Here is a 21293-nt window from a genome sequence, read left to right as displayed (position 1 = left end):
GCGGTGAACGAACTGCCGCAGCAGCTGGTCAACGGCCTGCTACTGGGATCCATGTACGGGCTGGTCGCCATTGGCTACACGATGGTCTACGGCATCGTCCAGCTCATCAACTTCGCCCACGGCGAGATCTTCATGACCGGCGCGTTCGGCGCGCTCACGGTCTATGCGTACGTCCTGCCCGACGGCACCTCCATGTGGGTCGCCCTGCCCCTGATGCTCATCGGCGGCATCATCGTCGCGGTCCTCGTCGCGGTGGGAGCGGAACGGTTCGCCTACCGGCCCCTGCGGGGCGCGCCGCGGCTGGCCCCGCTCATCACGGCCATCGGCCTCTCGCTCGCCCTCCAGCAGGCGGTGTGGGCCTGGTACCCCGACGCCAAGTCGGCCCGTACCTTCCCGCAGATCGACGGCGGCCCCTTCCACATCGGCAATGTCACCATCCAGACCGGTGACATCTTCCTGGTGGTCGCGGCCCCCCTCAGCATGGCGTTCCTCGCCTACTTCGTCATGAAGACCCGTACCGGGCGCGGTATGCAGGCCACCGCGCAGGATCCGGACACCGCGAAGCTCATGGGCGTCAACACCGACCGCATCATCGTGATCGCGTTCGCCCTGGGCGCCGCGTTCGCCGCGGTCGGCGGTGTCGCCGACGGTCTGAAGTACGGTCAGATCGACTTCCGCATGGGCTTCATCCTCGGTCTGAAGGCCTTCACCGCGGCCGTCCTCGGCGGCATCGGCAACATCTACGGCGCCATGATCGGCGGTCTCGCCCTCGGCGTCGCCGAGACCCTGGCCACCGCCTACATCGCCGACCTCCCGGGCATGGAGAAGTTCGGCAGCCAGTCCTGGGCCGACGTCTGGGCCTTCGTACTCCTCATCCTCGTTCTGCTGTTCAGGCCGCAGGGTCTGCTCGGCGAGCGCGTCGCGGACAGGGCGTGACACCGATGACCACACAGACCACGGCATCCGAAACCCCGAGCGCTCCCGCCGCCGGCGCCCCGACCGGCCTCATCGGCCTCCCGCCGGGGCTCGGCCGGGCCCTGGCCACCGGCGGCGCCGTTCTCACCATCGTCTCCACGTTCCTGTCCTGGACCTGGACGCAGGACTTCCCCGGCGACCTCACCGTCTACGGCTACCCGGGCGGCCTGCAGGTCCTGGTGCTGATCGGCGCCGCCCTGACCACGCTTCTCGCTCTCGCGTCGTACGACGTCAAGGGCCTGAAGTGGCTGGCCCCGGCCGGTGCGGACGCCGCGCTGAAGCTCGCGGCCCTCGCCACGTTCGCCACCGCCTGGTACACGGTCATAGCGATCAGCGTCGAACTCGGCGGTGTCGTCAACCTGGAGCCCGGCGGCTACTTCGTCGCGGTCACCAGCCTGGCCTCGCTCGTCGGCGCTCTCGCGCTGCCGTTCCAGCGGCCCGAGCCCGACCCCGTCGACCCCGAGGACAGCGGCTGGGAGCAGTTCCGGCACCGGGCCGGGCACGGCTGGGAGACCGTCAAGGCCGCCTTCGTCACCGACCGTCCGCGCCCGGTGGGCAAGCTCCCCGCCTACGCCGAGATCCTGATCATCGTCGCGGTCCTCGCGCTCGCCCTGACCGTCTTCACCTACGGCATCGGCACCGAGTACGACGAACTCTTCGTCGGCTTCCTGATCACCGCCGTGTTCTCCTTCACCGCGCTGAACAAGTCCGGTCTCATCGTCCACGCCTCCCAGATCACCGGCAGGCACCAGAACATCACGATCTGCGGCGCGTTCGTCACGGCGGCGCTGTTCCCGTTCACCCAGACCAACGACCAGTACGCGACCCTCGGCGTCTACATCCTCATCTTCGCCACCGTCGCCCTCGGCCTGAACATCGTCGTCGGCCTCGCCGGTCTGCTGGACCTCGGCTATGTCGCCTTCCTCGGCGTCGGCGCCTATGCGGCGGCCCTGGTCTCCGGCTCGCCCAGCTCGCCGTTCCACGTGCACTTCCCGTTCTGGGCCGCCGCACTGGTCGGCGCCGCCGCCTCGCTGGTCTTCGGCGTCCTCATCGGCGCGCCGACGCTGCGCCTGCGCGGCGACTACCTCGCCATCGTCACGCTCGGCTTCGGTGAGATCTTCCGGATCACGGCCAACAACCTCGACGGCACCTCCGGCCCGGACATCACCAACGGCTCCAACGGCATCTCCTCGATCCCGAACCTGAAGATCCTCGGCGTCGACCTCGGCGCCCAGCACGATGTCGCCGGCTTCACCATCGGCCGGTTCGCCAACTACTTCTTCCTGATGCTGGTCATCACCGCGGTCGTCGTCCTCGTCTTCCGGCGCAGCGGCGACTCCCGCATCGGGCGGGCCTGGGTCGCGATCCGCGAGGACGAGACCGCCGCGCTCGCGATGGGCATCAACGGCTTCCGGGTCAAGCTGATCGCGTTCGCCGTCGGCGCCTGCCTCGCCGGGCTCGCCGGCACCGTACAGGCCCATGTCACCTACACGGTCACGCCGGAGCAGTACTACTTCGCCGGTCCCGTCCCGCCCAACTCGGCGTTCCTGCTGGCCGCGGTCGTCCTCGGCGGCATGGGCACCATCGGCGGCCCGCTCATCGGCGCCTCACTGCTCTTCCTCATCCCGAACAAGCTCCAGTTCCTCGGCAACTACCAGCTGTTCGCCTTCGGCGTCGCGCTCATCCTGCTGATGCGCTTCAGGCCGGAGGGCCTCGTCCCCAACCGGCGCCGCCAGCTCGAGTTCCACGAAGAGGCCGAGGCGCCCGCAGTGCTCGGCAAGACAGGGGCCTGACCTGAGATGACCACGCAGACCATCACCAGCGGCGAGACCGTCCTCGATGCCCGGGGCGTCACCATGCGCTTCGGCGGCCTCACCGCGGTACGCAATGTCGACCTCACCGTGGGCAGCGGCGAGATCGTCGGCCTCATCGGGCCCAACGGCGCCGGCAAGACCACCTTCTTCAACTGCCTGACCGGGCTGTACGTCCCCACCGAGGGCGAGGTCCGGTTCAAGGGCCAGGTGCTGCCGCCGAAGTCCTTCAAGGTCACGGCGGCCGGTATCGCCCGCACGTTCCAGAACATCCGGCTGTTCGCCAACATGTCGGTCCTGGAGAACGTCCTCGTCGGCCGGCACACCCGGACGAAGGAGGGCTTCTGGTCCGCCATCCTGCGCGGGCCCGGCTTCCACCGGGCCGAGGGGGCCTCCCGCGAACGCGCCATGGAACTCCTGGAGTTCGTGGGCCTCGCGCACAAGGCCGAGCACCTCGCCCGCAACCTGCCCTACGGCGAACAGCGCAAGCTGGAGATCGCGCGCGCCCTGGCCAGCGAACCGGGCCTGCTGCTCCTGGACGAGCCGACCGCCGGCATGAACCCCCAGGAGACCCGCGCCACCGAGGAACTGGTCTTCGCCATCCGGGAGAAGGGAATCGCCGTCCTCGTCATCGAGCACGACATGCGGTTCATCTTCAACCTGTGCGACCGCGTGGCCGTGCTCGTGCAGGGCGAGAAGCTGGTCGAGGGCGACAGCGCCACCGTCCAGAGCGACGAGCGGGTCATCGCCGCCTATCTCGGTGAGCCCTTCGAGGACGCCCCCGGCGCCGAGGAGATCGCCGAGGTCGAGGCCGCCGAGGCACAGGCCGAGGCCGCCGAGGCCCAGTCCGAGGCTGCCGGGGCCGAGGACGAGGAAGACCAAGTCGAGGCCGCCGAAGCCCAGGCCGAGGCCGCTGAGGGCCGGGCCGAGGATGGGGCCGAGGTCGCCGAGGACCAGGCCGAACCCACCACGGACGCCGCGCCCGGCAAGGAGAGCGACCGATGACCGCACTGCTCGAAGTCGAGGACCTCCGGGTCGCCTACGGCAAGATCGAGGCCGTCAAGGGCATCTCCTTCAAGGTCGAGGCGGGCGAGGTCGTCACCCTCATCGGCACCAACGGCGCCGGCAAGACCACGACCCTGCGCACGCTGTCGGGCCTGCTCAAGCCCGTCGGCGGCCAGATCAGGTTCAACGGCAGGTCACTGAAGAAGGTCCCCGCCCACCAGATCGTCCAGCTCGGCCTGGCCCACTCCCCCGAGGGCCGGCACATCTTCCCGCGCATGACGATCGAGGACAATCTGCGCCTCGGCGCGTTCCTGCGGAGTGACAAGCCGGGCATCGAGAAGGACATCCAGCGGGCCTACGACCTCTTCCCGATCCTCGGGGAGCGCAGGAAGCAGGCCGCGGGCACCCTCTCCGGCGGTGAGCAGCAGATGCTGGCGATGGGCAGGGCACTGATGTCCCAGCCCAAGCTGCTGATGCTGGACGAGCCGTCGATGGGGCTGTCCCCGATCATGATGCAGAAGATCATGGCGACGATCGCCGAGCTGAAGTCGCAGGGTACGACGATTCTGCTGGTCGAGCAGAACGCCCAGGCGGCGCTCTCGCTCGCCGACCACGGCCATGTCATGGAGGTCGGCACGATCGTTCTGTCCGGCACGGGACAGGACCTGCTGCACGACGAGTCCGTACGCAAGGCATACCTCGGCGAGGACTGACCGGTACGACACTGCCCGCGCCCTCTTCTCCGGGGCGCGGGCAGCGTCATGCGAACGGGGCGGTCAGCCCTTCTTGGCGGCCTTCTTCTCCTCGTTGTCCGCGATGACCGCCTCGGCGACCTGCTGCATCGACATGCGGCGGTCCATCGAGGTCTTCTGGATCCAGCGGAAGGCGGCCGGCTCGGTCAGGCCGTACTCGGTCTGCAGGATGGACTTCGCGCGGTCGACCAGCTTGCGCGTCTCCAGGCGCTGGGTGAGGTCGGCGACCTCCTGCTCCAGCTGCTTCAGCTCGGTGAAGCGGGAGACGGCCATCTCGATGGCGGGGACGACATCGCTCTTGCTGAACGGCTTGACCAGGTACGCCATGGCGCCGGCGTCCCGGGCCCGCTCGACGAGGTCGCGCTGCGAGAAGGCGGTGAGCATCAGGACAGGCGCGATGGACTCCTCGGCGATCTTCTCGGCCGCGGAGATGCCGTCCAGCTTGGGCATCTTCACATCCAGGATGACCAGGTCCGGCTTGTGCTCGCGGGCCAGCTCGACGGCCTGTTCACCGTCCCCGGCCTCGCCGACGACGGTGTACCCCTCCTCCTCCAGCATTTCTTTGAGGTCGAGCCGGATCAGGGCCTCGTCCTCGGCGATGACGACTCGGGTCGTCAGCGGAGGCACGTGCGACTTGTCGTCGTCGGGCGCGTCTACGGGCTGGGGCGACTCGGCGGTCACGGGGGCTCCTCGTTCCAGGCAGGGGTACTGCTGACAAGAGCCTACCTAGCTACGGTATGGTGGACGCGCGGAGGGTCGGGGGAAACCTTTGATTCTGCGAGCCCCGGTAGCCCAATTGGCAGCAGGCAACGGATTCAAAACCCGTACAGTGTCGGTTCGAGTCCGACCCGGGGCACTTTTCCTTGGATTCCAAGGTCACCACTTCTGGCGGGCCCCTCTTCGTGAGGGGCCCTTCGTCGTGGTAGGGACCGTTACTTCGGGCTGTCGTCCTCGCCGATGTGGTGGACCCGGACCAGGTTGGTCGAGCCGGAGACCCCGGGCGGGGAACCCGCGGTGATCACCACGATGTCGCCCTTCTCGCAGCGGCCGTACTTCAGCAGCAGCTCGTCCACCTGGTCGACCATCGCGTCGGTGGAGTCGACGTGCGGACCGAGGAAGGTCTCGGCACCCCAGGTGAGGCTGAGCTGGGAGCGGGTGGCCGGCTCCGGGGTGAAGGCGAGCAGCGGGATCGGCGAGCGATAGCGGGACAGCCGGCGGGCGGTGTCTCCGGACTGGGTGAAGGCCACCAGGAACTTCGCGCCGAGGAAGTCGCCCATCTCGGCGGCGGCCCGGGCGACCGCGCCGCCCTGGGTGCGCGGCTTGTTCCGCTCGGTCAGCGGCGGCAGGCCCTTGGCCAGCATGTCCTCCTCGGCCGCCGCGACGATCTTCGCCATGGTGCGCACGGTCTCGACCGGGTACTTGCCGACACTGGTCTCGCCGGAGAGCATCACCGCGTCCGTGCCGTCGAGGACCGCGTTGGCCACGTCGGAGGCCTCGGCGCGGGTCGGCCGGGAGTTGTCGATCATCGAGTCGAGCATCTGGGTGGCGACGATGACCGGCTTGGCGTTGCGCTTGGCGAGCTTGATCGCGCGCTTCTGCACCATCGGCACCTGCTCCAGCGGCATCTCGACGCCCAGGTCACCGCGCGCGACCATGAGTCCGTCGAAGGCGGCCACGATGCCGTCGAGGTTCTCCACGGCCTGCGGCTTCTCGACCTTGGCGATCACCGGGAGGCGGCGGCCCTCCTCGGCCATGATCCGGTGCACGTCCGCGGCGTCGTCGCCGCTGCGGACGAAGGAGAGGGCGATCACGTCGCAGCCGGTGCGCAGCGCCCAGCGCAGGTCGTTCTCGTCCTTCTCGGAGAGGGCGGGGACGGAGACGGCGACGCCGGGGAGGTTCAGGCCCTTGTGGTCGGAGACCATGCCGCCCTCGACCACCCGGGTGCGGACCCGGGGGCCGTCGACGGCGGTGACCTCCAGGCAGACCTTGCCGTCGTCCACGAGGACACGCTCACCGGGAGAGACGTCGGCCGCGAGGCCGGCGTAGGTGGTGCCGCACTGGTGGCGGTCGCCCTCGACGCCCTCCTCCACGGTGATCGTGAAGGTGTCACCGCGTTCAAGGAGTACCGGTCCTTCGCCGAAACGGGCGAGCCGGATCTTCGGACCTTGAAGGTCGGCGAGAATTCCGACGCTGCGGCCGCTTTCGTCGGCCGCCTTCCGAACCCGCCGGTAACGCTCCTCGTGTTCGGCGTGGGTGCCGTGGCTGAGGTTGAATCGGGCGACATCCATTCCGGCGTCGACCAGTGCCTTGATCTGGTCGTACGAGTCGGTGGCGGGCCCCAGAGTACAGACGATCTTTGCTCGGCGCATATGTCGAGCCTAGGCCTTACCCGCGGGTAGAGAATCGGCCCCACATGACCACTCAACAACCTTTGAGTGAAGGGTCGTTGACAAGTGTTGAATTGTGCGGCCACTCGCTCCGATGAGCGATTTTCCCTCGGAAGTGTCCATCACGGCGTGGCGGCGGCTCGGGCAGCCCGGGCACCTCGTTCCGTACGGCGCCCAGGTGCCGTACCGCCTCCCCCGCCCTCCTCTCCTCCCCTGCCTTCTTTTATTACCTTCCTTCGACCAGGGGGATGAGGCGTGGCGCCTGTCGGGCCCGCGGGATCTGGAGCCGGGCGTCCTGGAGGCCGAAGGTGGTGAACGCCGTTCGGGTGGCCGGCGGGTAAGGGGCGTTTCCGGTGAGGGAGTTGAGGATCGTGGCGCTGCGCCAGGCGGCCAGGCCGAGGTCGGGCGCGCCCACGCCGTGGGTGTGCAGTTCGGCGTTCTGGACGTACACCGAGCCGGTCACGGACGGGTCGAGGACGAGCCGGAACTCCTGGTCGATGCGGGGGCGTTCGCTGTTGTCGCGGCGCATGTAGGGGTCGAGCCCGGCGAGGATGCGGTCCAGCGGACGTTCGCGGTAGCCGGTGGCGAGGACGACGGCGCCGGTGGTGAGCCGGGTGCGGCTGCCCTGCTGGAGATGTTCCAGGTGGAGTTCGACCTGGGTGGTGGCGATCCGGCCGGCCGTACGCACCAGGACGCCCGGGGTCAGGACGGCGTCGGGCCAGCCGCCCTGCAGGCTGCGCCGGTACAGCTCGTCGTGGATGGCGGCGAGCGTGCCTGCGTCGATGCCCTTGTGCAGCTGCCACTGCGCGGCGATCAGCCGGTCCCGGACGGGCTCGGCGAGGGCGTGGAAGTAGCGGGTGTAGTCGGGGGTGAAGTGCTCCAGGCCGAGCTTGGAGTACTCCATCGGCGTGAACGCCTCGCTGCGGCCGATCCAGTGCAGCTTCTCGCGGCCGACGGGCCGGTGCCGCAGCAGGTCGAGGAAGACCTCCGCGCCGGACTGTCCGGAGCCGACGACGGTGACGTGGTCGGCGGCCAGGATGTCGGAGCGGTGGTCCAGGTAGTCGGCGGCGTGGATGACGGGCACGCCCGGCGCGTCCACGAGCGGCTTCAGCGGGTCCGGCACATAGGGGGCGGTGCCGATGCCGAGGACGACATTGCGGGTGTAGGTGCGGCCCAGGGCCTCGGCCTCGCCCTCGGCGTCGAGCTGGGTGAAGTCGACCTCGAACACGTCCCGTTCCGGGTTCCAGCGGACCGCGTCGACCTGGTGGTGGAAGCGCAGCGCGGGCAGGCTCTGCGCGACCCAGCGGCAGTAGGCGTCGTACTCGGCGCGCTGGATGTGGAAGTGCTCGGTGAAGTAGAAGGGGAAGAGCCGCTGGCGGGTCTTGAGGTAGTTCAGGAAGCTCCAGGGGCTGGTCGGGTCGGCGAGGGTCACCAGGTCGGCGAGGAACGGCACTTGGACGGTGGCGCCCTCGATGAGCAGACCGGGGTGCCACTCGAAGCCGGGGCGCTGTTCGTAGAAGACGGCGTCGAGTTCGGCGAGCGGGTGGGCGAGGGCGGCCAGCGACAGGTTGCAGGGACCGATGCCGATGCCTACCAGGTCGCGGGGGGATTCGGGCTCATGACGTGGGGGGTTGGTCATACGAGGGTGCCTTCTTCCACGAGTTTCAGGAGCTGGGCCAGGTCGTCCGGCCGGATGTGGGGGTTGAGGAGGGTGGCCTTGAGCCAGAGGCGGCCGTCGAGCCGGGCACGGCCGAGGACGGCCCGGCCCTCGTGCAGCAGCCTGCGGCGTACGGCGGCCACTGCGGCGTCGTCGGCCACGGCGGGCCGGAACAGGACCGTGCTGATCACGGGCTGGTCGTACAGCTCGAAGCCGGGGTGTTCCCTGACCAGCGCGGCGAACTCGCGTGCGCGGGCGCAGACTTGGTCGACGAGGTCGCCCAGGCCGGTGCGGCCGAGCGTCCTCAGGGTGACGGCGATCTTGAGGACGTCGGGGCGGCGGGTGGTGCGCAGGGAGCGGTCGAGCAGGTCGGGGAGCCCGGCCTCGGTGTCGTCCTCGGCGTTCAGATAGTCGGCGCGGTGGTGCAGTGCGGTGAGTTCGCCGGGGCGGGCGACGGCGAGCAGACCGGCGGCGACCGGCTGCCAGCCGAGCTTGTGCAAGTCGAGGGTGACGGTGTGGGCGGCCTCGAGTCCGGCGAGTCTGTCCCGGTGCCGGTCGCTGAAAAGGAGGCCTCCGCCGTAGGCCGCGTCGATGTGCAGTCGGGCTCCGTGAGCCGTGCACAGGCCGGCGATCTCGGGCAGCGGGTCGATCAGGCCGGCGTCGGTGGTGCCTGCGGTGGCGGCGACCAGCAGGGGGCCGGAGAGCGTGGTGAGGGCCTCGTCGAGGGCGGCGAGGTCGAGGGTGCCGCCCGCGGCCGGGACGACGACCGGGTCGGGCAGGCCGAGCAGCCAGGCGGCGCGCGGCAGCGAGTGGTGGGCGTTGGCCCCGCACACGAGCCGTACGCCGCCGCCGTACGCCTCGCGGGCGAGCAGCAGGGCGAGCTGGTTGGACTCGGTGCCGCCGGTGGTGACGAGGGCGTCGGCGAGACCGGCGGCGTGGGCGAGCGCGCGGGTGACCGCGGCTTCCAGGGCGGAGGCAGCCGGGGCCTGGTCCCAGGAGTCCAGGGACGGGTTGAGGGTGCTCACCGCGAGGTCGGCGGCGGCGGCCACGGCGAGCGGCGGGCAGTGCAGATGGGCCGCGCACAGCGGCTCGGCGGGGTCGGCGGCGCCTTCGGCCAGGGCATGCACGAGGGTGCGCAGGGCCTCGGGGTCGCCCTGCTCCGGCAGGACGTCCCCGAGGACCTCGGCGACGCGCACGGCGACGGCCTCGGGTCCCCCGGCGGGCAGCGGCCCGCCGCGCGCCCGGCCGCCGGCCGCGAGCGCCTCCAGGACCGTACCGAGGAGGGGGCGCAGGGCCGCGGGACCGTGGGGGCCCGAAGCGAGGGGCGGCGTGCGCAGCGGTTCGGCACCGCTCATCGGCTGTCCTCCGCTCAAGGGCTCTCCTCCCCGCACGGCCAGGCCTTCGGGGAGTTCTCGGCACCGGTGGGCTTCCGGCTTGTGGCTGGACTTCCAGCTTGTACGGAAAGAGGCCCGTGCGTCCAAAAAGCCCAACGATCGCTACCCGAAAGGGGGTAATGCCGTGCGGAGAAAGCGTGTTGGAGCGGTGTGTGTGCATGCCTGACGCCGATCGCGCCGAGGGCACCGTCCGGCTGCCGAGCCGGTCCCAGAGGCCCCGGTGCCAGGGCCTAGGCCGGTGCCCCGAAGTCGTCGGCGTGTTCCCGGGCCCACTGGGTGAAGGGGCGGGCCGGGGTGCCGGTCAGCTTCTCCACCGTGTCGGTGATCTCCGGTGGCACCCCGACGCTCTCCTCGTAGGTCCGCAGCAGCCGTTCGACGATCTGCGGCGGGGCGTGCGGGAACAGCTCCGGGCCCGCTTCACGTGGGTCCGTCTCCACGAACGTCAGCTCCCGGCTGACGACCGCGCCGATCGCCGCGATCTGCTCGGCGTTGGTGGTCGCAGCGGGCCCGGTCAACCGGTGCGCGGCGCCCTCGTGCCCGCCGTCGAGCAGGGCCCGCTCGGCCACGGCCGCGATGTCGTCCTCGTGGATGGGTGCGGAGGTCGCGCCCGCGAACACCCCGCGGACGGTGTTCCCGGCGCGGATCTGCGGGGCCCACTGCAGGGCGTTGGTGGCGAAGGCGCCCGGCCGCAGGAAGGTCCAGTCGAGCCCGCTGTCGCGGATCTGCTGCTCGACGGTGGCGTGCATGACGTGGATGGGGTGGGTCTCGTCGGCACCCTCCTGGATGATGGCGCTGGACAGCAGCACGACATGCCGCACCCCGTGGGCGCGGGCCGCCGCCAGCAGGTCGGCCGCGCCAGGGTGGGCGTAGAGGAAGAGGGCCGTCGCCCCGCCGAGCAGGGCGGCCGGGTCGTCCGGCTGGAAGCACACCACCTCGGCGCCGTCCGGCAGTGCGGCCCGCTGCGGATCGCGGGTGAGGGCCCGCAAGGGCCGGCCGGCGGCGAGGAGACGGTCGACAAGGGCACGGCCGACATTGCCGGTCGCTCCGGTCACTACGATCACGGAAGGTGCCTCCAAAGGCTCGACTGATCGCTCCTGACCCTGTCGAGCCTAGGAAGGTCTCCGGACCGTGGCATCGTCGGCAAGGACCAGCCGCGCCCTAGGCCGCCGGACCTACTCCGCCTCCTGTTCCGTCTCGTATTCCGTCTCGTATTCCGTCTCGTATTCCGTCCCCTACTCCGTCTCCTGCTCCGCGTGTTCCGCCGGTTCCCGCTGCTCGCCGCGCACCCGCAGGGCCCGGGTCAGGTCGTCCAGGCGGTCGGCGAGCGTACGGCGCAGGGCCGGGGTCGGGTCGGCCTCGCGCAGACAGGCCTCGCCGAGCCGCAGGTTCTCGGTGTCGACGGCGTGGGCCGGGAAGGCCCAGCGGCCGGCGGCGACCGCCATGGCGGGGCCGCGCCGGGCCGACAGGGCCACGGCGTCCGGGTAGAAGCGCGGCACGTACTCCCGTATCAGATCGGCCTGTTCGGGCTGCCAGAAGCCCTGCGCGGTGGCCGTGAAGAGGTAGTTGGACAGTTCGTCGCCGGTGAACATCGCCTCCCAGACCGCCCGCTTGGCCTCCGGGTCGGGCAGGGCGGCACGGCAGCGGGCGGCGCCCTCCTGGCCGGTGGCGCTCGGGTCGCGCTCCAGCTCGGCGGCGATGGCGGCCTCGTCGGTGGCGCCGAGCGCGGCGAGCCGGCCGAGGATGCGCCAGCGCAGTTCGGGGTCCAGCTCCGGCCCGCCGGGAACCGTGCCGTCGGCGAGCCAGGCGGCGATGGCGTCGGGGTGGGCGGCCGCGGTGATCAGGTGCCGTACGGCGATCAGGCGCAGCCCGGGGTGGTCGCCGTCCTCGGTGCGGCGCAGCAGATCGCGGCAGAGGGCGGTGAGGGCCGACAGGGCGGCCGGGCGGTCCTCGGGCTTCAGGTACTGGTCGGCGATCTGGCCGGAGGCGAAGGCGAGGACGCCCTGGACGAGGGCCAGGTCGGTCTCGCGCGGGAGGTGGGCGCGGGCCGTCTCCAGGTAGGCGGCGGGCGCCAGTTCGCCGTCGCGCACGGCGTCCCGGAGGGCGTTCCAGACGACCGCGCGGGTGACCGGGTCGGGCAGTCCGGACAGGCCGGCCCGGACCGTTTCGAAGGACTCGGCGTCGAAGCGGACCTTGGCGTAGGTGAGGTCGCCGTCATTGAGCAGGAGCAGCGCGGGACGCCTTCCGATGGGCTGCGGGGCGGCCTGCGGGACGTCCAGGTCGAGCCGCGTGCGCAGCACCAGCCGGCCCTCGTCGGCGATGTCGTGGTCGTACAGGCCGGCGGTGAGGCGGTGCGGGCGGCTGCCCGCGCGGTCGACGGTCAGGGTGCAGACGCCGTCGGCGGAGGCGACGAGGGGCGTGAGCTTGTCCACGCCGGTGGTGCGCAGCCAGCTGTCGGCCCAGGCGGGCACGGAGCGGTCGGTGGCGGAGGCGAGGGAGTCGATGAAGTCGGCGAGGGTGGCGTTGCCGAACTTGTGCCGGGCGAAGTGGGTGTTGATGCCGGCGAGGAAGTCCTTCTCGCCGAGCCAGGCGGCCAGCTGGCGCAGCGCCGAGGCCCCCTTGGCGTAGGAGATGCCGTCGAAGTTCAGCAGCGCGGAGGCCGTGTCGTCGACCTTGTCGGGGGCGACCGGGTGGGTGGTGGGCCGCTGGTCGGCGTCGTAGCCCCAGGCCTTGCGGGTGACGCCGAACTCGGTCCAGGGCCCGGTGAAGCGGGTGGCCTCGGCGGTGGTCTGGTAGCCCATGTACTCGGCGAAGGACTCGTTCAGCCAGATGTCGTCCCACCATTTGAGGGTGACGAGGTCGCCGAACCACATGTGGGCCATCTCGTGCGCGATGACCATGGCGCGGGTCTGCCGCTCGGTGTCGGTGACGGCGGAGCGGTAGACGAAATCGTCGCGGAAGGTGACCAGGCCCGGGTTCTCCATGGCGCCCGCGTTGAACTCGGGGACGAACGCCTGGTCGTAGGAGTCGAAGGGGTACGGCTCCTCGAACTTCTCGTGGTAGCGGTCGAAGCACGCGCGCGTGACGTCGAGGATCTCGTCGGCGTCGGCGTCGAGGTGCGCCGCGAGGGAGCGGCGGCAGTGGATGCCGAAGGGCAGTCCGCGGTGCTCGGTGCGCACCGAGTGCCAGGGGCCGCCGGCGACGGCGACGAGGTAGGTGGAGATCAGCGGGGTGGGCGCGGCCTGCCAGACGCCGTCGGCGCGCCGTTCGGCGATGCCGTTGGCGAGCACGGTCCAGCCCTCGGGCGCCTTGACGGAGACCTCGAAGACGGCCTTCAGGTCCGGCTGGTCGAAGGCGGCGAAGACGCGCTGGACGTCGTCCATGAACATCTGCGTGTAGACGTACGTCTCGCCGTCGCTGGGGTCGGTGAAGCGGTGCATGCCCTCGCCGGTGCGGGAGTAGCGCATGATCGCGTCCACGCTCAGCTCGTGCTCGCCCGCGGCGAGGTTCTTCAGCGGCAGCCGGCCGTCGTCCAGCGACTCCGGGTCGAGGGGCTGTCCGTCGAGCGTGACCGTGCGCAGCTCGGCGGGCTTCAGCTCGACGAACGTGTCCCCGGCGGACCTCGCGGTGAACCGGATCACGGTGCGGGAGTCGAAGGTCTCGTCCCCGCTCGTGAGGTCCAGATCGACCGTGTAGCGGTGGACGTCGAGGAGCTGTGCTCGGAGCTGCGCTTCATCGCGCCTGAGAACGGACATGCAGGCCATGCTGCCTGATTGCACTGACAGCGCACAGGGGGTGGGCGGGTTCACGGCTTATGTCCGGCTCGCCGGTCCCAGGAGCCCCACCGGGGGTCAGTCGTCCGGCTGCTGGCCGTTGGCGGCGTCCTCGGCGATGCGCTCGTGGTGCCGGATCACCTCCGCGATGATGAAGTTCAGGAACTTCTCGGCGAAGGCCGGGTCGAGCTTGGCGTTCTCCGCGAGGCGGCGCAGCCGCTCGATCTGGCGGGACTCGCGGGCGGGGTCGGCGGGCGGCAGCTGGTGCACGGCCTTGAGCTGGCCGACCTGCTGGGTGGCCTTGAAACGCTCGGCGAGCAGATGGACGACGGCCGCATCGATGTTGTCGATGCTGTCGCGCAGCCGTTCCAGTTCCCGACGGACCTCGGGGTCCACGTCACCGGTTCCGGTGTTGCTGGTGGTCATGCACGTCACCCTATGGGTTCGCCGGGCCGTTCCTCCGGGGTGTCCGGAGAGTGGATCATCGGCGGATCGTCCGGGTCCGGGACGCTGTCGCTCCAGCCGCCGGGCACGCTGCGGCCCTGCTGGGCGCGGAAGCGGACCGGGGCGAGGCCCACCCGGCGGGTGAACAGCCGGGAGAAGTAGGCGGGGTCGTCGTAGCCGACGCGGCGGGCGACGGCGGCGACGGGCAGCTCGGTGGCGGCGAGGAGTTCCTTGGCCCGGCCGAGTCGGATGCCGAGCAGATAGTCCTTGGGGCTGCAGCCGGCGGCCCGGCGGACGGCGCTGCGCAGCTCGGCGGGGGTCATGCCGTGCACGCGCGCGTGGTCGGCGACGCTCATCGGCGTGCAGGCGTCCCGCGCGAGCGCCTGGAGCACCTGGTCGCCGTCCGGGGCGAGGTCGGCGCGGGCGCGGCGCAGGGCGACGAGGAGTTCGTGCACGGCGGCGCCGGTCTCCACCTCCAGCAGCGGGTTGCCGCGGCGGGCGGCGCGGGCGATGCGGGCGACCACCGCGCGGGGCCCCGAGGCGTCGGAGAGCGGTACGACGGGCCGCTCGGGCTCGATGTAGCCCAGTTCGGTGTACGTCGTGGTGGCGGGCCCGGCGAAGTCGACGAAGCCCTCGTCCCAGCCGGTCGCCGGATCGGGCGCGTAGTGGTGGGACACGCCGGGGGTAAGCCAGAGCAGCGCGGGCGCGGTGACGGTCGTACGGCGGCCGTCGGCGCCCCGGTACCAGCCGCCGCCCGCGCTGATCACGACGGCCACGTGGTGGTCGAGGGCGCGCGGGCCCACGGTGGGCAGCGCGCCGTGCTGGAGGCCGACGCCGAGGCAGACCAGGCCGAGACGGTGGTGTGCGGGTCCGGGGCTGAAGAACCGCATCCAGGTCTGGTACATCGGCGCTCCTCCCGGCGTCGGCGACCGCGGACTTTTGTCCAGGCGTTGTGCCCAGGTGTTTTGTCCAGGCGTTCTGTCAGGCGTTGTGCCAAGACCTTTTTGTCCAAGCACCGCCGATCTTCGTCCATGGCGGTGATCGCCGGAAGGGGTGAGGCTTGGGCCATGAGCGAGTTCGCGGTGGGGGAATCCGACTTCCTGCTGGACGGCCGGCCGGTGCGACTGCTGTCCGGGGCGCTGCACTACTTCCGGGTGCACGAGGAGCACTGGCGGCACCGGCTGGCGATGCTGCGGGCGATGGGCCTGAACTGCGTGGAGACGTACGTCCCCTGGAACCTGCACTGGCCGGTCCCGGGCGGCTACCGGGACGTGCGGGCGCTCGGCCGCTTCCTGGACGCCGTCCGGGAGGCCGGTCTGTGGGCGATCGTGCGGCCGGGCCCCTACATCTGCGCCGAGTGGGAGAACGGCGGGCTGCCGCCCTGGGTCAGCGGCGAGGCGGGCACGCGCGTGCGCACGCGTGACCAGCGTTATCTGTCCCTTGTGGAGCACTGGTTCCACCACCTGATGCACGAGATCGTGCCCCGGCAGATCGACCGCGGCGGCCCGGTGATCCTGGTGCAGGTCGAGAACGAGTACGGCAGTTACGGCAGTGACACCGGCTATCTGGAGGAGCTGGCCGGTCTGCTGCGCGCCAAGGGGGTCACGGTCCCGCTGTTCACCTCGGACGGCCCCGAGGACCACATGCTGACCGGCGGTTCGATGCCCGGGGTGCTCGCCACGGTGAATTTCGGCTCCCACGCGCGCGAGGCCTTCGCGACGCTGCGCCGGCACCGCCCCGAGGGCCCGCTGATGTGCATGGAGTTCTGGTGCGGCTGGTTCGACCACTGGGCCGGCGAGCATGTCGTACGGGATCCGGAGGAGGCCGCCGGGGCGCTGCGGGAGATCCTGGAGTGCGGGGCGTCGGTGAACCTGTACATGGCGCACGGCGGCACCAGCTTCGGCGGCTGGGCGGGCGCCAACCGGGGCGGCGGCGCGCTGCACGGGGGCCCGTTGGAGCCCGATGTGACCTCCTACGACTACGACGCCCCCGTGGACGAGTACGGCCGCCCGACGGAGAAGTTCTGGCGCTTCCGCGAGGTGCTGGCCGACTACCAGGACGGGCCGCTGCCCGAACTGCCGCCTCCGCCCGTCCCGTTGGGCCGTCCGGCGGAGGTGACGCTCGACGGCTGGGCGTCCCTGGGCGACGTCCTTCGGACGCTGGGCGGCGAGGAGACGGTGGCACCGATGCCGCCCACCTTCGAGGAGCTGCAGGTCACCCGGGGCCTGGTCCGCTACGCGGTGGACGTGCCCGGTCCACGGCAGCCGTATCCGCTGACCCTGCGCGGGCTGCGGGATCTCGCGGTCGTGTACGTCGACGGCGAGCGGGCCGGGGTGCTCACCGAGGAGGAGCCGCGGCTGAAGGAGCCCGTCGCGGGCCCCGCGCGCGTGGAGCTGTGGGTGGAGTCCCTCGGGCGGGTGAACTACGGGCCGCGCTTCGGTGAGGCGAAGGGGATCACCGGCGGCATCCTGCACGAACGGCAGTATCTGCACGGGGTACGCGCGCGTGCGCTGGATCTGGACGCCTTCGAGGGCGGGGTGGCGCGGGTGCCGTTCGGCGCGCTGCCCGAGGAGGGCGCGGCGGGCCTGTACCGGGGCAGCGTCCTGGTCCGCGGGGCCGGGGACGCCCGGCTGGAGCTGCCCGGCCTGACACGCGGATTCGTCTGGATCAACGGCTTCAGCCTGGGCCGTTACTGGTCGGTGGGCCCCCAGCGCTCCCTGTACGTCCCCGGCCCGGTGCTGCGGGAGGGCGAGAACGAGGTGTGGGTGCTGGAGCTGCAGGAGACGGACCCGGGCCGGCCGGCGCCCCGGCTGCTGCCGGTGTGACCGGCCGCCCGTCCCGCCTACAGTGGAGAGGAGTTCCGGCGTCTTTGGGGGTGCGGACGTGGCGAACGGCGGACCGGTCCAGCACGGCTACCCGCACCTGGAGACGGTGCGGGCCGCCATCACCGCGCTGTACAAGCGCCTGTCCTGCGACACGGTCCAGACGTTCTCGACCAGCCTCGCCCCCGCCGACGTGGCCTTCTGCGACACCGATGACCTGCATCTGGGCGCGCAGCGGGTGGCCCGCGAGATCGTGCGGCACTTCCGGCTTCCGGACGCGCGGCTGATCGTCGGCTTCCGGGAGATGACCCACGCGGCGAACGTCGAACTGGCGGCGGGCCCAGAGTACTTCGTGGAGCTGAACGACCGTTTCCGCACCCATCGCCGGGACATCGGCGCGGCGCTCGCCCACGAGGTGTGCCACGTCTACCTGCACCGCCTGGACCTCGCCTTCCCGACCACGGCGGAGAACGAGATCCTCACGGACACGGTCACCGCCTATCTCGGCGCGGGCTGGCTGCTGCTCGACGCCTTCCGGGAGGACGGGGTCTCCTCGCAGAAGCTCGGCTACCTCACCCCGGAGGAGTTCGGGTACGTGCTGGCCAAGCGGGCGCTGCTCTTCCACGAGGACCCCTCGGTGTGGTTCACCAGCCCGCAGGCCTACGACGCGTACGCCAAGGGGATGGCCCAGGCCCGCCGGGACGAGCAGCAGCCGCCGCTGACCGGGGCCGGCTGGGCGGGCCGGCGCCGCTACGCCCACGACCGCCGGCACGCGCCCTCCGCCGTACCGGGGGCGCCCTACGCCTTCACCCCCGACCCCGCCGGCCACCTCCGCGTGACCTTCGCCTGCCCCACCTGCCACCAGCGGATCCGGGTACCGGTGAAGGGGCGGGTACGGGCGCGGTGCGGGTTGTGCCGGACGGTACTGGAGTGCGACACCTAGGTCGGGGCACCTCGCTGGGGGGCGCCGGGGGGTCAGGTGTGCCGGGGCGCCGGCCGTACGTCTCCAGGGCGGTGTGGACCAGACAGGCCGCGCCCACGGTCGTGGCGATGTCGCCGCCGTGTACGACCGCCTCACCGCCGGCCGCGCGGATCTCCGCGACGACGGACGCGGCCGGACTCTCCGCGCCGGGTGCTCCGTCCAGCCCGACGCCCAGGTCGTTGACGACGACTCGGGCGCCCTCCGCGGCGAAGGCGAGGGCATGGGCGCGGCCGAGCGGGACGGTGCTGCCGAGGAAGGGTCCGTCGGTCAGGCCGAGGGGTTCGGCCGCCTGCCGGGAGGCGAAGGCGATGGGGATCTGGGACATGTTCTGCACCCCTCCGGCGACCACCAGGTCCTGGGTGCCGGAGAGCACGGCCTGCGCGGCGAAGTGCACGGCCTGCTGGGAGAAGCCGCACTGCCGGTCGACGGTCACACCCGGCACCTCCTCGGGGAGTCCGGCGGCCAGCCAGCAGGTGCGGGCGATGTCCCCGGCCTGCGGCCCGACCGCGTCCAGACAGCCGAGGACGATGTCCTCCACGGCGGCCGGGTCGATCCCGGCCCGCTCCACCAGCGCCTTCAGCACATGCGCTCCCAGATCGGCCGGGTGGTCCGCGCTGAGCCCTCACCCGCGCCGTCCGCCATGGCAACTCCCTCACAGGAAAGGGGCGTTATGCGAAAGGCGTCACTCGCGTACGGCGATCCCGTCCAGCACCATCGACAGATACTGGCGGGCGATCTCCTCGGGGCTGTGCTGTCCGCCGGGCCGGTACCAGGAGGCGGCGACCCACACGGTGTCGCGCACGAACCGGTAGGTGAGGCGGACGTCGAGGTCGGCGCGGAAGACGTGCTCGGCGACGCCGCGCTCCAGCGTGCCGAGCCACGCCTTCTCGAAGCGGCGCTGGGAGTCGGCGAGGAACGCGAAGCGGTCCTGGGCGACGAGTTGCTTGCTCTCCTTCTGGTAGATCGCGACGGCCGCGCGGTGCCGGTCGATCTCCCGGAAGGACTCGATGACGAGCGCCTCCAGCGTCTCGCGGGGCCCGCGCCCTGCGGCGAGGACGGTGTCGTAGCCGTCCCACAGCTCGTCGAGGAAGGTCCGCAGGATCTCCTCGAGCATCGACTCCTTGGAGTCGAAGTGGTAGTACAGGCTGCCCGCGAGCATCCCGGCGTGGTCGGCGATCCGGCGGACGGTGGTGGCGTTGTAGCCGTGCTCGGCGAAGACCTCGGCAGCTGTGCTGAGGAGTTCGCCGCGCCGGGCCGCTGCCGCGGTCACCTGGGGCTTCTTGTTGGTCGGCACGGACCCATTGTGGTCTGTCCCTCGTCAGGGGTGCCGGCTGCTGACGGCGACGACCTCGCCGGTCAGATACGAGGAGTGGCCGGAGGCCAGGAAGACGATCACATTGGCCACCTCCCAGGGCTCTGCGTACCGCCCGAAGGCCTCCCGTCCGGTCAGTTCCTGGAGCAGTTCGGCGGAGGTCGCCTTCACCAGGTGCGGATGCATGGCGAGGCTCGGCGCCACGGCGTCGACCCGCACGCCGTAGGCGGCGGCCACCTCGAACAGGGCCCGCGCCTGGCCCTCGTCGGTGACGTCGCACGGCAGGGCCGTCACCGCGCCCGGGAACTCCCGGCCCAGTTCGGCCTCGTACTCCTTCAGCCGGCGGGTGTGCGCGTCGCTGATGAGCACGCGCGCGCCCTACCAAACACTTGCTAGGGAAGGTCGAGGCAAGAAGGTGCCGGTGGTGGATGGCCCATCGCGCCTGGGAGGCCGAACTGGCAGCGGACCGCCGGTCGGTGGTGTCGTGGCCGGAGAAATACGGTGGCCGTGCGGCCACCGCCTTCGAGTGGCTGGTGTTCGAGGAGGAGTACTGGGCGGCGGGCGCGGCGGGCCGCGTCGGCCAGAACGGCATCAGCCTGCTCGCGTCGACGCTCTTCGCCCACGGCACGGAGGAGCAGCGCGCGCGTGTGCCGGCTCTTGCGGGGACAGAGGACCTGGTCGTCACGGGCGGCCTTCGCCGACCGAGCCTTCGGGTTGTTCCGCTGCGATCCCAAGGCACCGAGACCGCACCAGGGGCTCACGTATCTGATGTTCGACCTGCGGGCACCGGGTGTCACGGTCCGCCCGATCGGCCGCCTGGACGGCAGGCCGGCGTTGGCCGGGCTGTTCCTGGACGACGTGTTCGTGCCGGACGAGGACGTGATAGGCGAGCCCGGCGGGGGCCGGCGGATCGCGATGTCCACGACGGGCGACGAACGCGGGCTCACCCCGCGCTCGCCGGGCCGCTTCCTCGCCTCGGCGCACCGGCTGGTCGAGCTGTGGCGCTCGCGCGGCCGCCCGGAGCACGCCCGCGCCCGGATGGCCGACGCCCTGATCGGCGCCCGCACCTACCAGCTGTTCACCTACGCGGCCGCCTCCCGCTTCCTGGAGGGCGAGCGCCTCGGTCCCGAATCCAGAAGGAACGCCGCTGATGCGCTTCCTGCCCGACGCCGAACAACGCGCCTTCAGCGAGGAGCGGTTCCGGCGGATCGACGCCGGGGTGTGAGTCAGTCCGCCCGCACGACGCCCGCGGCGCGCGCGGCCGCCAGCCACTGCGGGAACTCGCCGACGAGCCGGTCGTACAGCTCGGCGTCGGAGACGCGCCGCGGGTCCTGGCCGACGTGGAAGAAGCCCGCGTTGTCCACGATCCGCTTGCCCGGTACGGCCAGCTCGTCCAGTTTCCGCAGGAACTCGAACTGCCGGCTGCCCGGGTCGCCGAAGCCGACGAACTGCCAGAACAGCGGCAGCCTGGCCGCCTTGCAGAGGTAGCGTTCGGCGGCGAGCTTGTTGATCGGGCCGCCGTCGGTCTGGAAGACGACCAGGGCGGGGTCGGTGGCGCCGCTGTCCAGGTAGTGGTCGATGACGGCGTCCATCGCCAGGTGATAGCTGGTCCTGCCCATGTGGCCGAGCCCGGCCACGATCCGCTCGACGCTGCCCGCGTGGCTCGCGAGGGCGATGTCGGTGACCGCGTCGACGTCCGTGGAGAAGAACACCACCGGCACCCGGCCGTCGTCGTCCAGGTGCGCGGACAGGCCGAGCACCCGGTCGGCGAGCGTCTGCACGCTGCCGTCGTCGTAGTACGGCCGCATGGAGCCGGAGTAGTCGATCACGAGGTAGACGGCGGCGCGGAGTCCGTCCAGGCCGTGCCGGGTGAGCGACACTCCGGCGGTCTTGTACAGGCTGACCAGCGCGGGCGCGGTCTCCTCCACCTTGCGCAGACTGATCGCGGCCATGGTTCCCCCTCGACGGTGCGGACATGCGAC

General features: G+C 71.3%; 16 protein-coding genes, 1 tRNA gene and 3 pseudogenes. 8 read left to right on the top strand and 12 right to left on the bottom strand.

The features are described 5' to 3' along the window. The first annotated feature begins 3 nt into the window (after positions 1–3). Genes AB0L75_RS12035 through AB0L75_RS12020 form a run of 4 tightly spaced genes read left to right on the top strand, consistent with a single transcriptional unit; the run spans position 4 to position 4504 of the window. Positions 4–936, top strand: a complete 933-nt coding sequence (locus tag AB0L75_RS12035; RefSeq protein ID WP_365179105.1) for a branched-chain amino acid ABC transporter permease — start codon at positions 4–6, stop codon at positions 934–936. 5 nt (positions 937–941) lie between these two features. Then, positions 942–2768: a branched-chain amino acid ABC transporter permease gene (locus AB0L75_RS12030; RefSeq protein ID WP_365179102.1), complete on the top strand. Its 1827-nt coding sequence runs from the start codon at positions 942–944 to the stop codon at positions 2766–2768. Between the two features lie 6 nt (positions 2769–2774). After that, a complete protein-coding gene (locus tag AB0L75_RS12025; protein ID WP_365179099.1) occupies positions 2775–3791 on the top strand; it encodes an ABC transporter ATP-binding protein in 1017 nt (338 codons plus the stop codon). Beyond that, positions 3788–4504 (top strand): ABC transporter ATP-binding protein, encoded by a 717-nt coding sequence (locus tag AB0L75_RS12020; protein ID WP_365179096.1) that lies wholly within the window; start codon positions 3788–3790, stop codon positions 4502–4504. Before AB0L75_RS12025 ends, AB0L75_RS12020 begins: the two co-directional genes overlap by 4 nt. Before the next feature lie 63 nt (positions 4505–4567). Here AB0L75_RS12020 and AB0L75_RS12015 read toward each other — a convergent pair whose 3' ends face one another. Then, positions 4568–5224, bottom strand: coding sequence for a response regulator (locus tag AB0L75_RS12015; RefSeq protein ID WP_365179093.1), 657 nt, complete (start codon positions 5222–5224; stop codon positions 4568–4570). Between the two features lie 100 nt (positions 5225–5324). Between AB0L75_RS12015 and AB0L75_RS12010 the strand changes: the two genes are divergently transcribed. Further along, a tRNA-Leu gene (locus AB0L75_RS12010) sits at positions 5325–5399 on the top strand. A gap of 76 nt (positions 5400–5475) precedes the next feature. On the opposite strand, the gene pyk is transcribed toward AB0L75_RS12010, so the two are convergent. The 7 genes from pyk to AB0L75_RS11975 form a co-directional block, all read right to left on the bottom strand. Next, the gene (gene pyk, locus AB0L75_RS12005; RefSeq protein ID WP_365179090.1) at positions 5476–6912 is read right to left on the bottom strand and encodes a pyruvate kinase; all 1437 of its coding nucleotides are present in this window, start codon (positions 6910–6912) and stop codon (positions 5476–5478) included. A 244-nt stretch (positions 6913–7156) separates the two neighbouring features. Next, positions 7157–8569: a SidA/IucD/PvdA family monooxygenase gene (locus AB0L75_RS12000; protein ID WP_365179088.1), complete on the bottom strand. Its 1413-nt coding sequence runs from the start codon at positions 8567–8569 to the stop codon at positions 7157–7159. Beyond that, on the bottom strand, positions 8566–9942 hold the full coding sequence (locus tag AB0L75_RS11995; RefSeq protein ID WP_365179085.1) for an aminotransferase class V-fold PLP-dependent enzyme: 1377 nt from the start codon (positions 9940–9942) through the stop codon (positions 8566–8568). Before AB0L75_RS11995 ends, AB0L75_RS12000 begins: the two co-directional genes overlap by 4 nt. A gap of 269 nt (positions 9943–10211) precedes the next feature. Then, positions 10212–11042 carry an NAD(P)H-binding protein gene (locus AB0L75_RS11990; RefSeq protein ID WP_365179083.1) on the bottom strand — a complete coding sequence of 277 codons (831 nt, stop codon included), beginning with the start codon at positions 11040–11042 and terminating at the stop codon, positions 10212–10214. Between the two features lie 171 nt (positions 11043–11213). Then, positions 11214–13733 (bottom strand): aminopeptidase N, encoded by a 2520-nt coding sequence (pepN, locus tag AB0L75_RS11985; RefSeq protein WP_365179080.1) that lies wholly within the window; start codon positions 13731–13733, stop codon positions 11214–11216. A 96-nt stretch (positions 13734–13829) separates the two neighbouring features. Beyond that, complete coding sequence (locus AB0L75_RS11980; RefSeq protein WP_365179078.1) at positions 13830–14177, bottom strand: chorismate mutase; 348 nt, start codon at positions 14175–14177, stop codon at positions 13830–13832. A gap of 5 nt (positions 14178–14182) precedes the next feature. Next, on the bottom strand, positions 14183–15100 hold the full coding sequence (locus AB0L75_RS11975; RefSeq protein WP_365179075.1) for an AraC family transcriptional regulator: 918 nt from the start codon (positions 15098–15100) through the stop codon (positions 14183–14185). Between the two features lie 162 nt (positions 15101–15262). On the opposite strand from AB0L75_RS11975, the gene AB0L75_RS11970 reads away from it, so the two are divergent. Together AB0L75_RS11970 and AB0L75_RS11965 are read left to right on the top strand one after the other, a co-directional pair. Then, a complete protein-coding gene (locus tag AB0L75_RS11970; protein WP_365179072.1) occupies positions 15263–17020 on the top strand; it encodes a beta-galactosidase family protein in 1758 nt (585 codons plus the stop codon). A gap of 58 nt (positions 17021–17078) precedes the next feature. Then, the gene (locus AB0L75_RS11965) at positions 17079–17960 is read left to right on the top strand and encodes a hypothetical protein (RefSeq protein ID WP_365179069.1); all 882 of its coding nucleotides are present in this window, start codon (positions 17079–17081) and stop codon (positions 17958–17960) included. Between the two features lie 283 nt (positions 17961–18243). On the opposite strand, the pseudogene AB0L75_RS11960 reads toward AB0L75_RS11965, so the two are convergent. From AB0L75_RS11960 to AB0L75_RS11950, 3 genes and pseudogenes are all read right to left on the bottom strand, one after another. Continuing rightward, a pseudogene (locus AB0L75_RS11960) lies at positions 18244–18636 on the bottom strand (beta-ketoacyl synthase N-terminal-like domain-containing protein); the annotation flags it as partial. A 45-nt stretch (positions 18637–18681) separates the two neighbouring features. Next, complete coding sequence (locus tag AB0L75_RS11955; protein WP_365179066.1) at positions 18682–19293, bottom strand: TetR/AcrR family transcriptional regulator; 612 nt, start codon at positions 19291–19293, stop codon at positions 18682–18684. A gap of 24 nt (positions 19294–19317) precedes the next feature. Then, positions 19318–19689, bottom strand: a pseudogene (locus AB0L75_RS11950) (SDR family oxidoreductase); the annotation flags it as partial. A 47-nt stretch (positions 19690–19736) separates the two neighbouring features. Here AB0L75_RS11950 and AB0L75_RS11945 point away from each other — a divergent pair. Then, positions 19737–20550, top strand: a pseudogene (locus tag AB0L75_RS11945) (acyl-CoA dehydrogenase family protein); the annotation flags it as partial. On the opposite strand, the gene AB0L75_RS11940 reads toward AB0L75_RS11945, so the two are convergent. Continuing rightward, complete coding sequence (locus AB0L75_RS11940) at positions 20538–21263, bottom strand: VWA domain-containing protein (protein WP_365179064.1); 726 nt, start codon at positions 21261–21263, stop codon at positions 20538–20540. The pseudogene AB0L75_RS11945 and the gene AB0L75_RS11940 overlap by 13 nt on opposite strands. Positions 21264–21293 lie beyond the last annotated feature (30 nt).

Source organism: Streptomyces sp. NPDC052101 (assembly GCF_040680235.1).
Classification (GTDB): Bacteria; Actinomycetota; Actinomycetes; order Streptomycetales; family Streptomycetaceae; genus Streptomyces.
This window is presented reverse-complemented; position numbering and strand designations above follow the sequence as displayed.

Bases quoted from the DNA above. Each gene is read 5' to 3' on its own strand.
- AB0L75_RS11980 (WP_365179078.1), bottom strand. From the start codon at position 14,177: ATGACCACCAGCAACACCGGAACCGGTGACGTGGACCCCGAGGTCCGT.
- AB0L75_RS11940 (WP_365179064.1), bottom strand. From the start codon at position 21,263: ATGGCCGCGATCAGTCTGCGCAAGGTGGAGGAGACCGCGCCCGCGCTG.
- pyk (WP_365179090.1), bottom strand. From the start codon at position 6,912: ATGCGCCGAGCAAAGATCGTCTGTACTCTGGGGCCCGCCACCGACTCG.
- AB0L75_RS12020 (WP_365179096.1), top strand. From the start codon at position 3,788: ATGACCGCACTGCTCGAAGTCGAGGACCTCCGGGTCGCCTACGGCAAG.
- AB0L75_RS12000 (WP_365179088.1), bottom strand. From the start codon at position 8,569: ATGACCAACCCCCCACGTCATGAGCCCGAATCCCCCCGCGACCTGGTA.
- AB0L75_RS11975 (WP_365179075.1), bottom strand. From the start codon at position 15,100: ATGTACCAGACCTGGATGCGGTTCTTCAGCCCCGGACCCGCACACCAC.
- AB0L75_RS11995 (WP_365179085.1), bottom strand. From the start codon at position 9,942: ATGAGCGGTGCCGAACCGCTGCGCACGCCGCCCCTCGCTTCGGGCCCC.
- AB0L75_RS11970 (WP_365179072.1), top strand. From the start codon at position 15,263: ATGAGCGAGTTCGCGGTGGGGGAATCCGACTTCCTGCTGGACGGCCGG.
- pepN (WP_365179080.1), bottom strand. From the start codon at position 13,733: ATGTCCGTTCTCAGGCGCGATGAAGCGCAGCTCCGAGCACAGCTCCTC.
- AB0L75_RS12025 (WP_365179099.1), top strand. From the start codon at position 2,775: ATGACCACGCAGACCATCACCAGCGGCGAGACCGTCCTCGATGCCCGG.
- AB0L75_RS12030 (WP_365179102.1), top strand. From the start codon at position 942: ATGACCACACAGACCACGGCATCCGAAACCCCGAGCGCTCCCGCCGCC.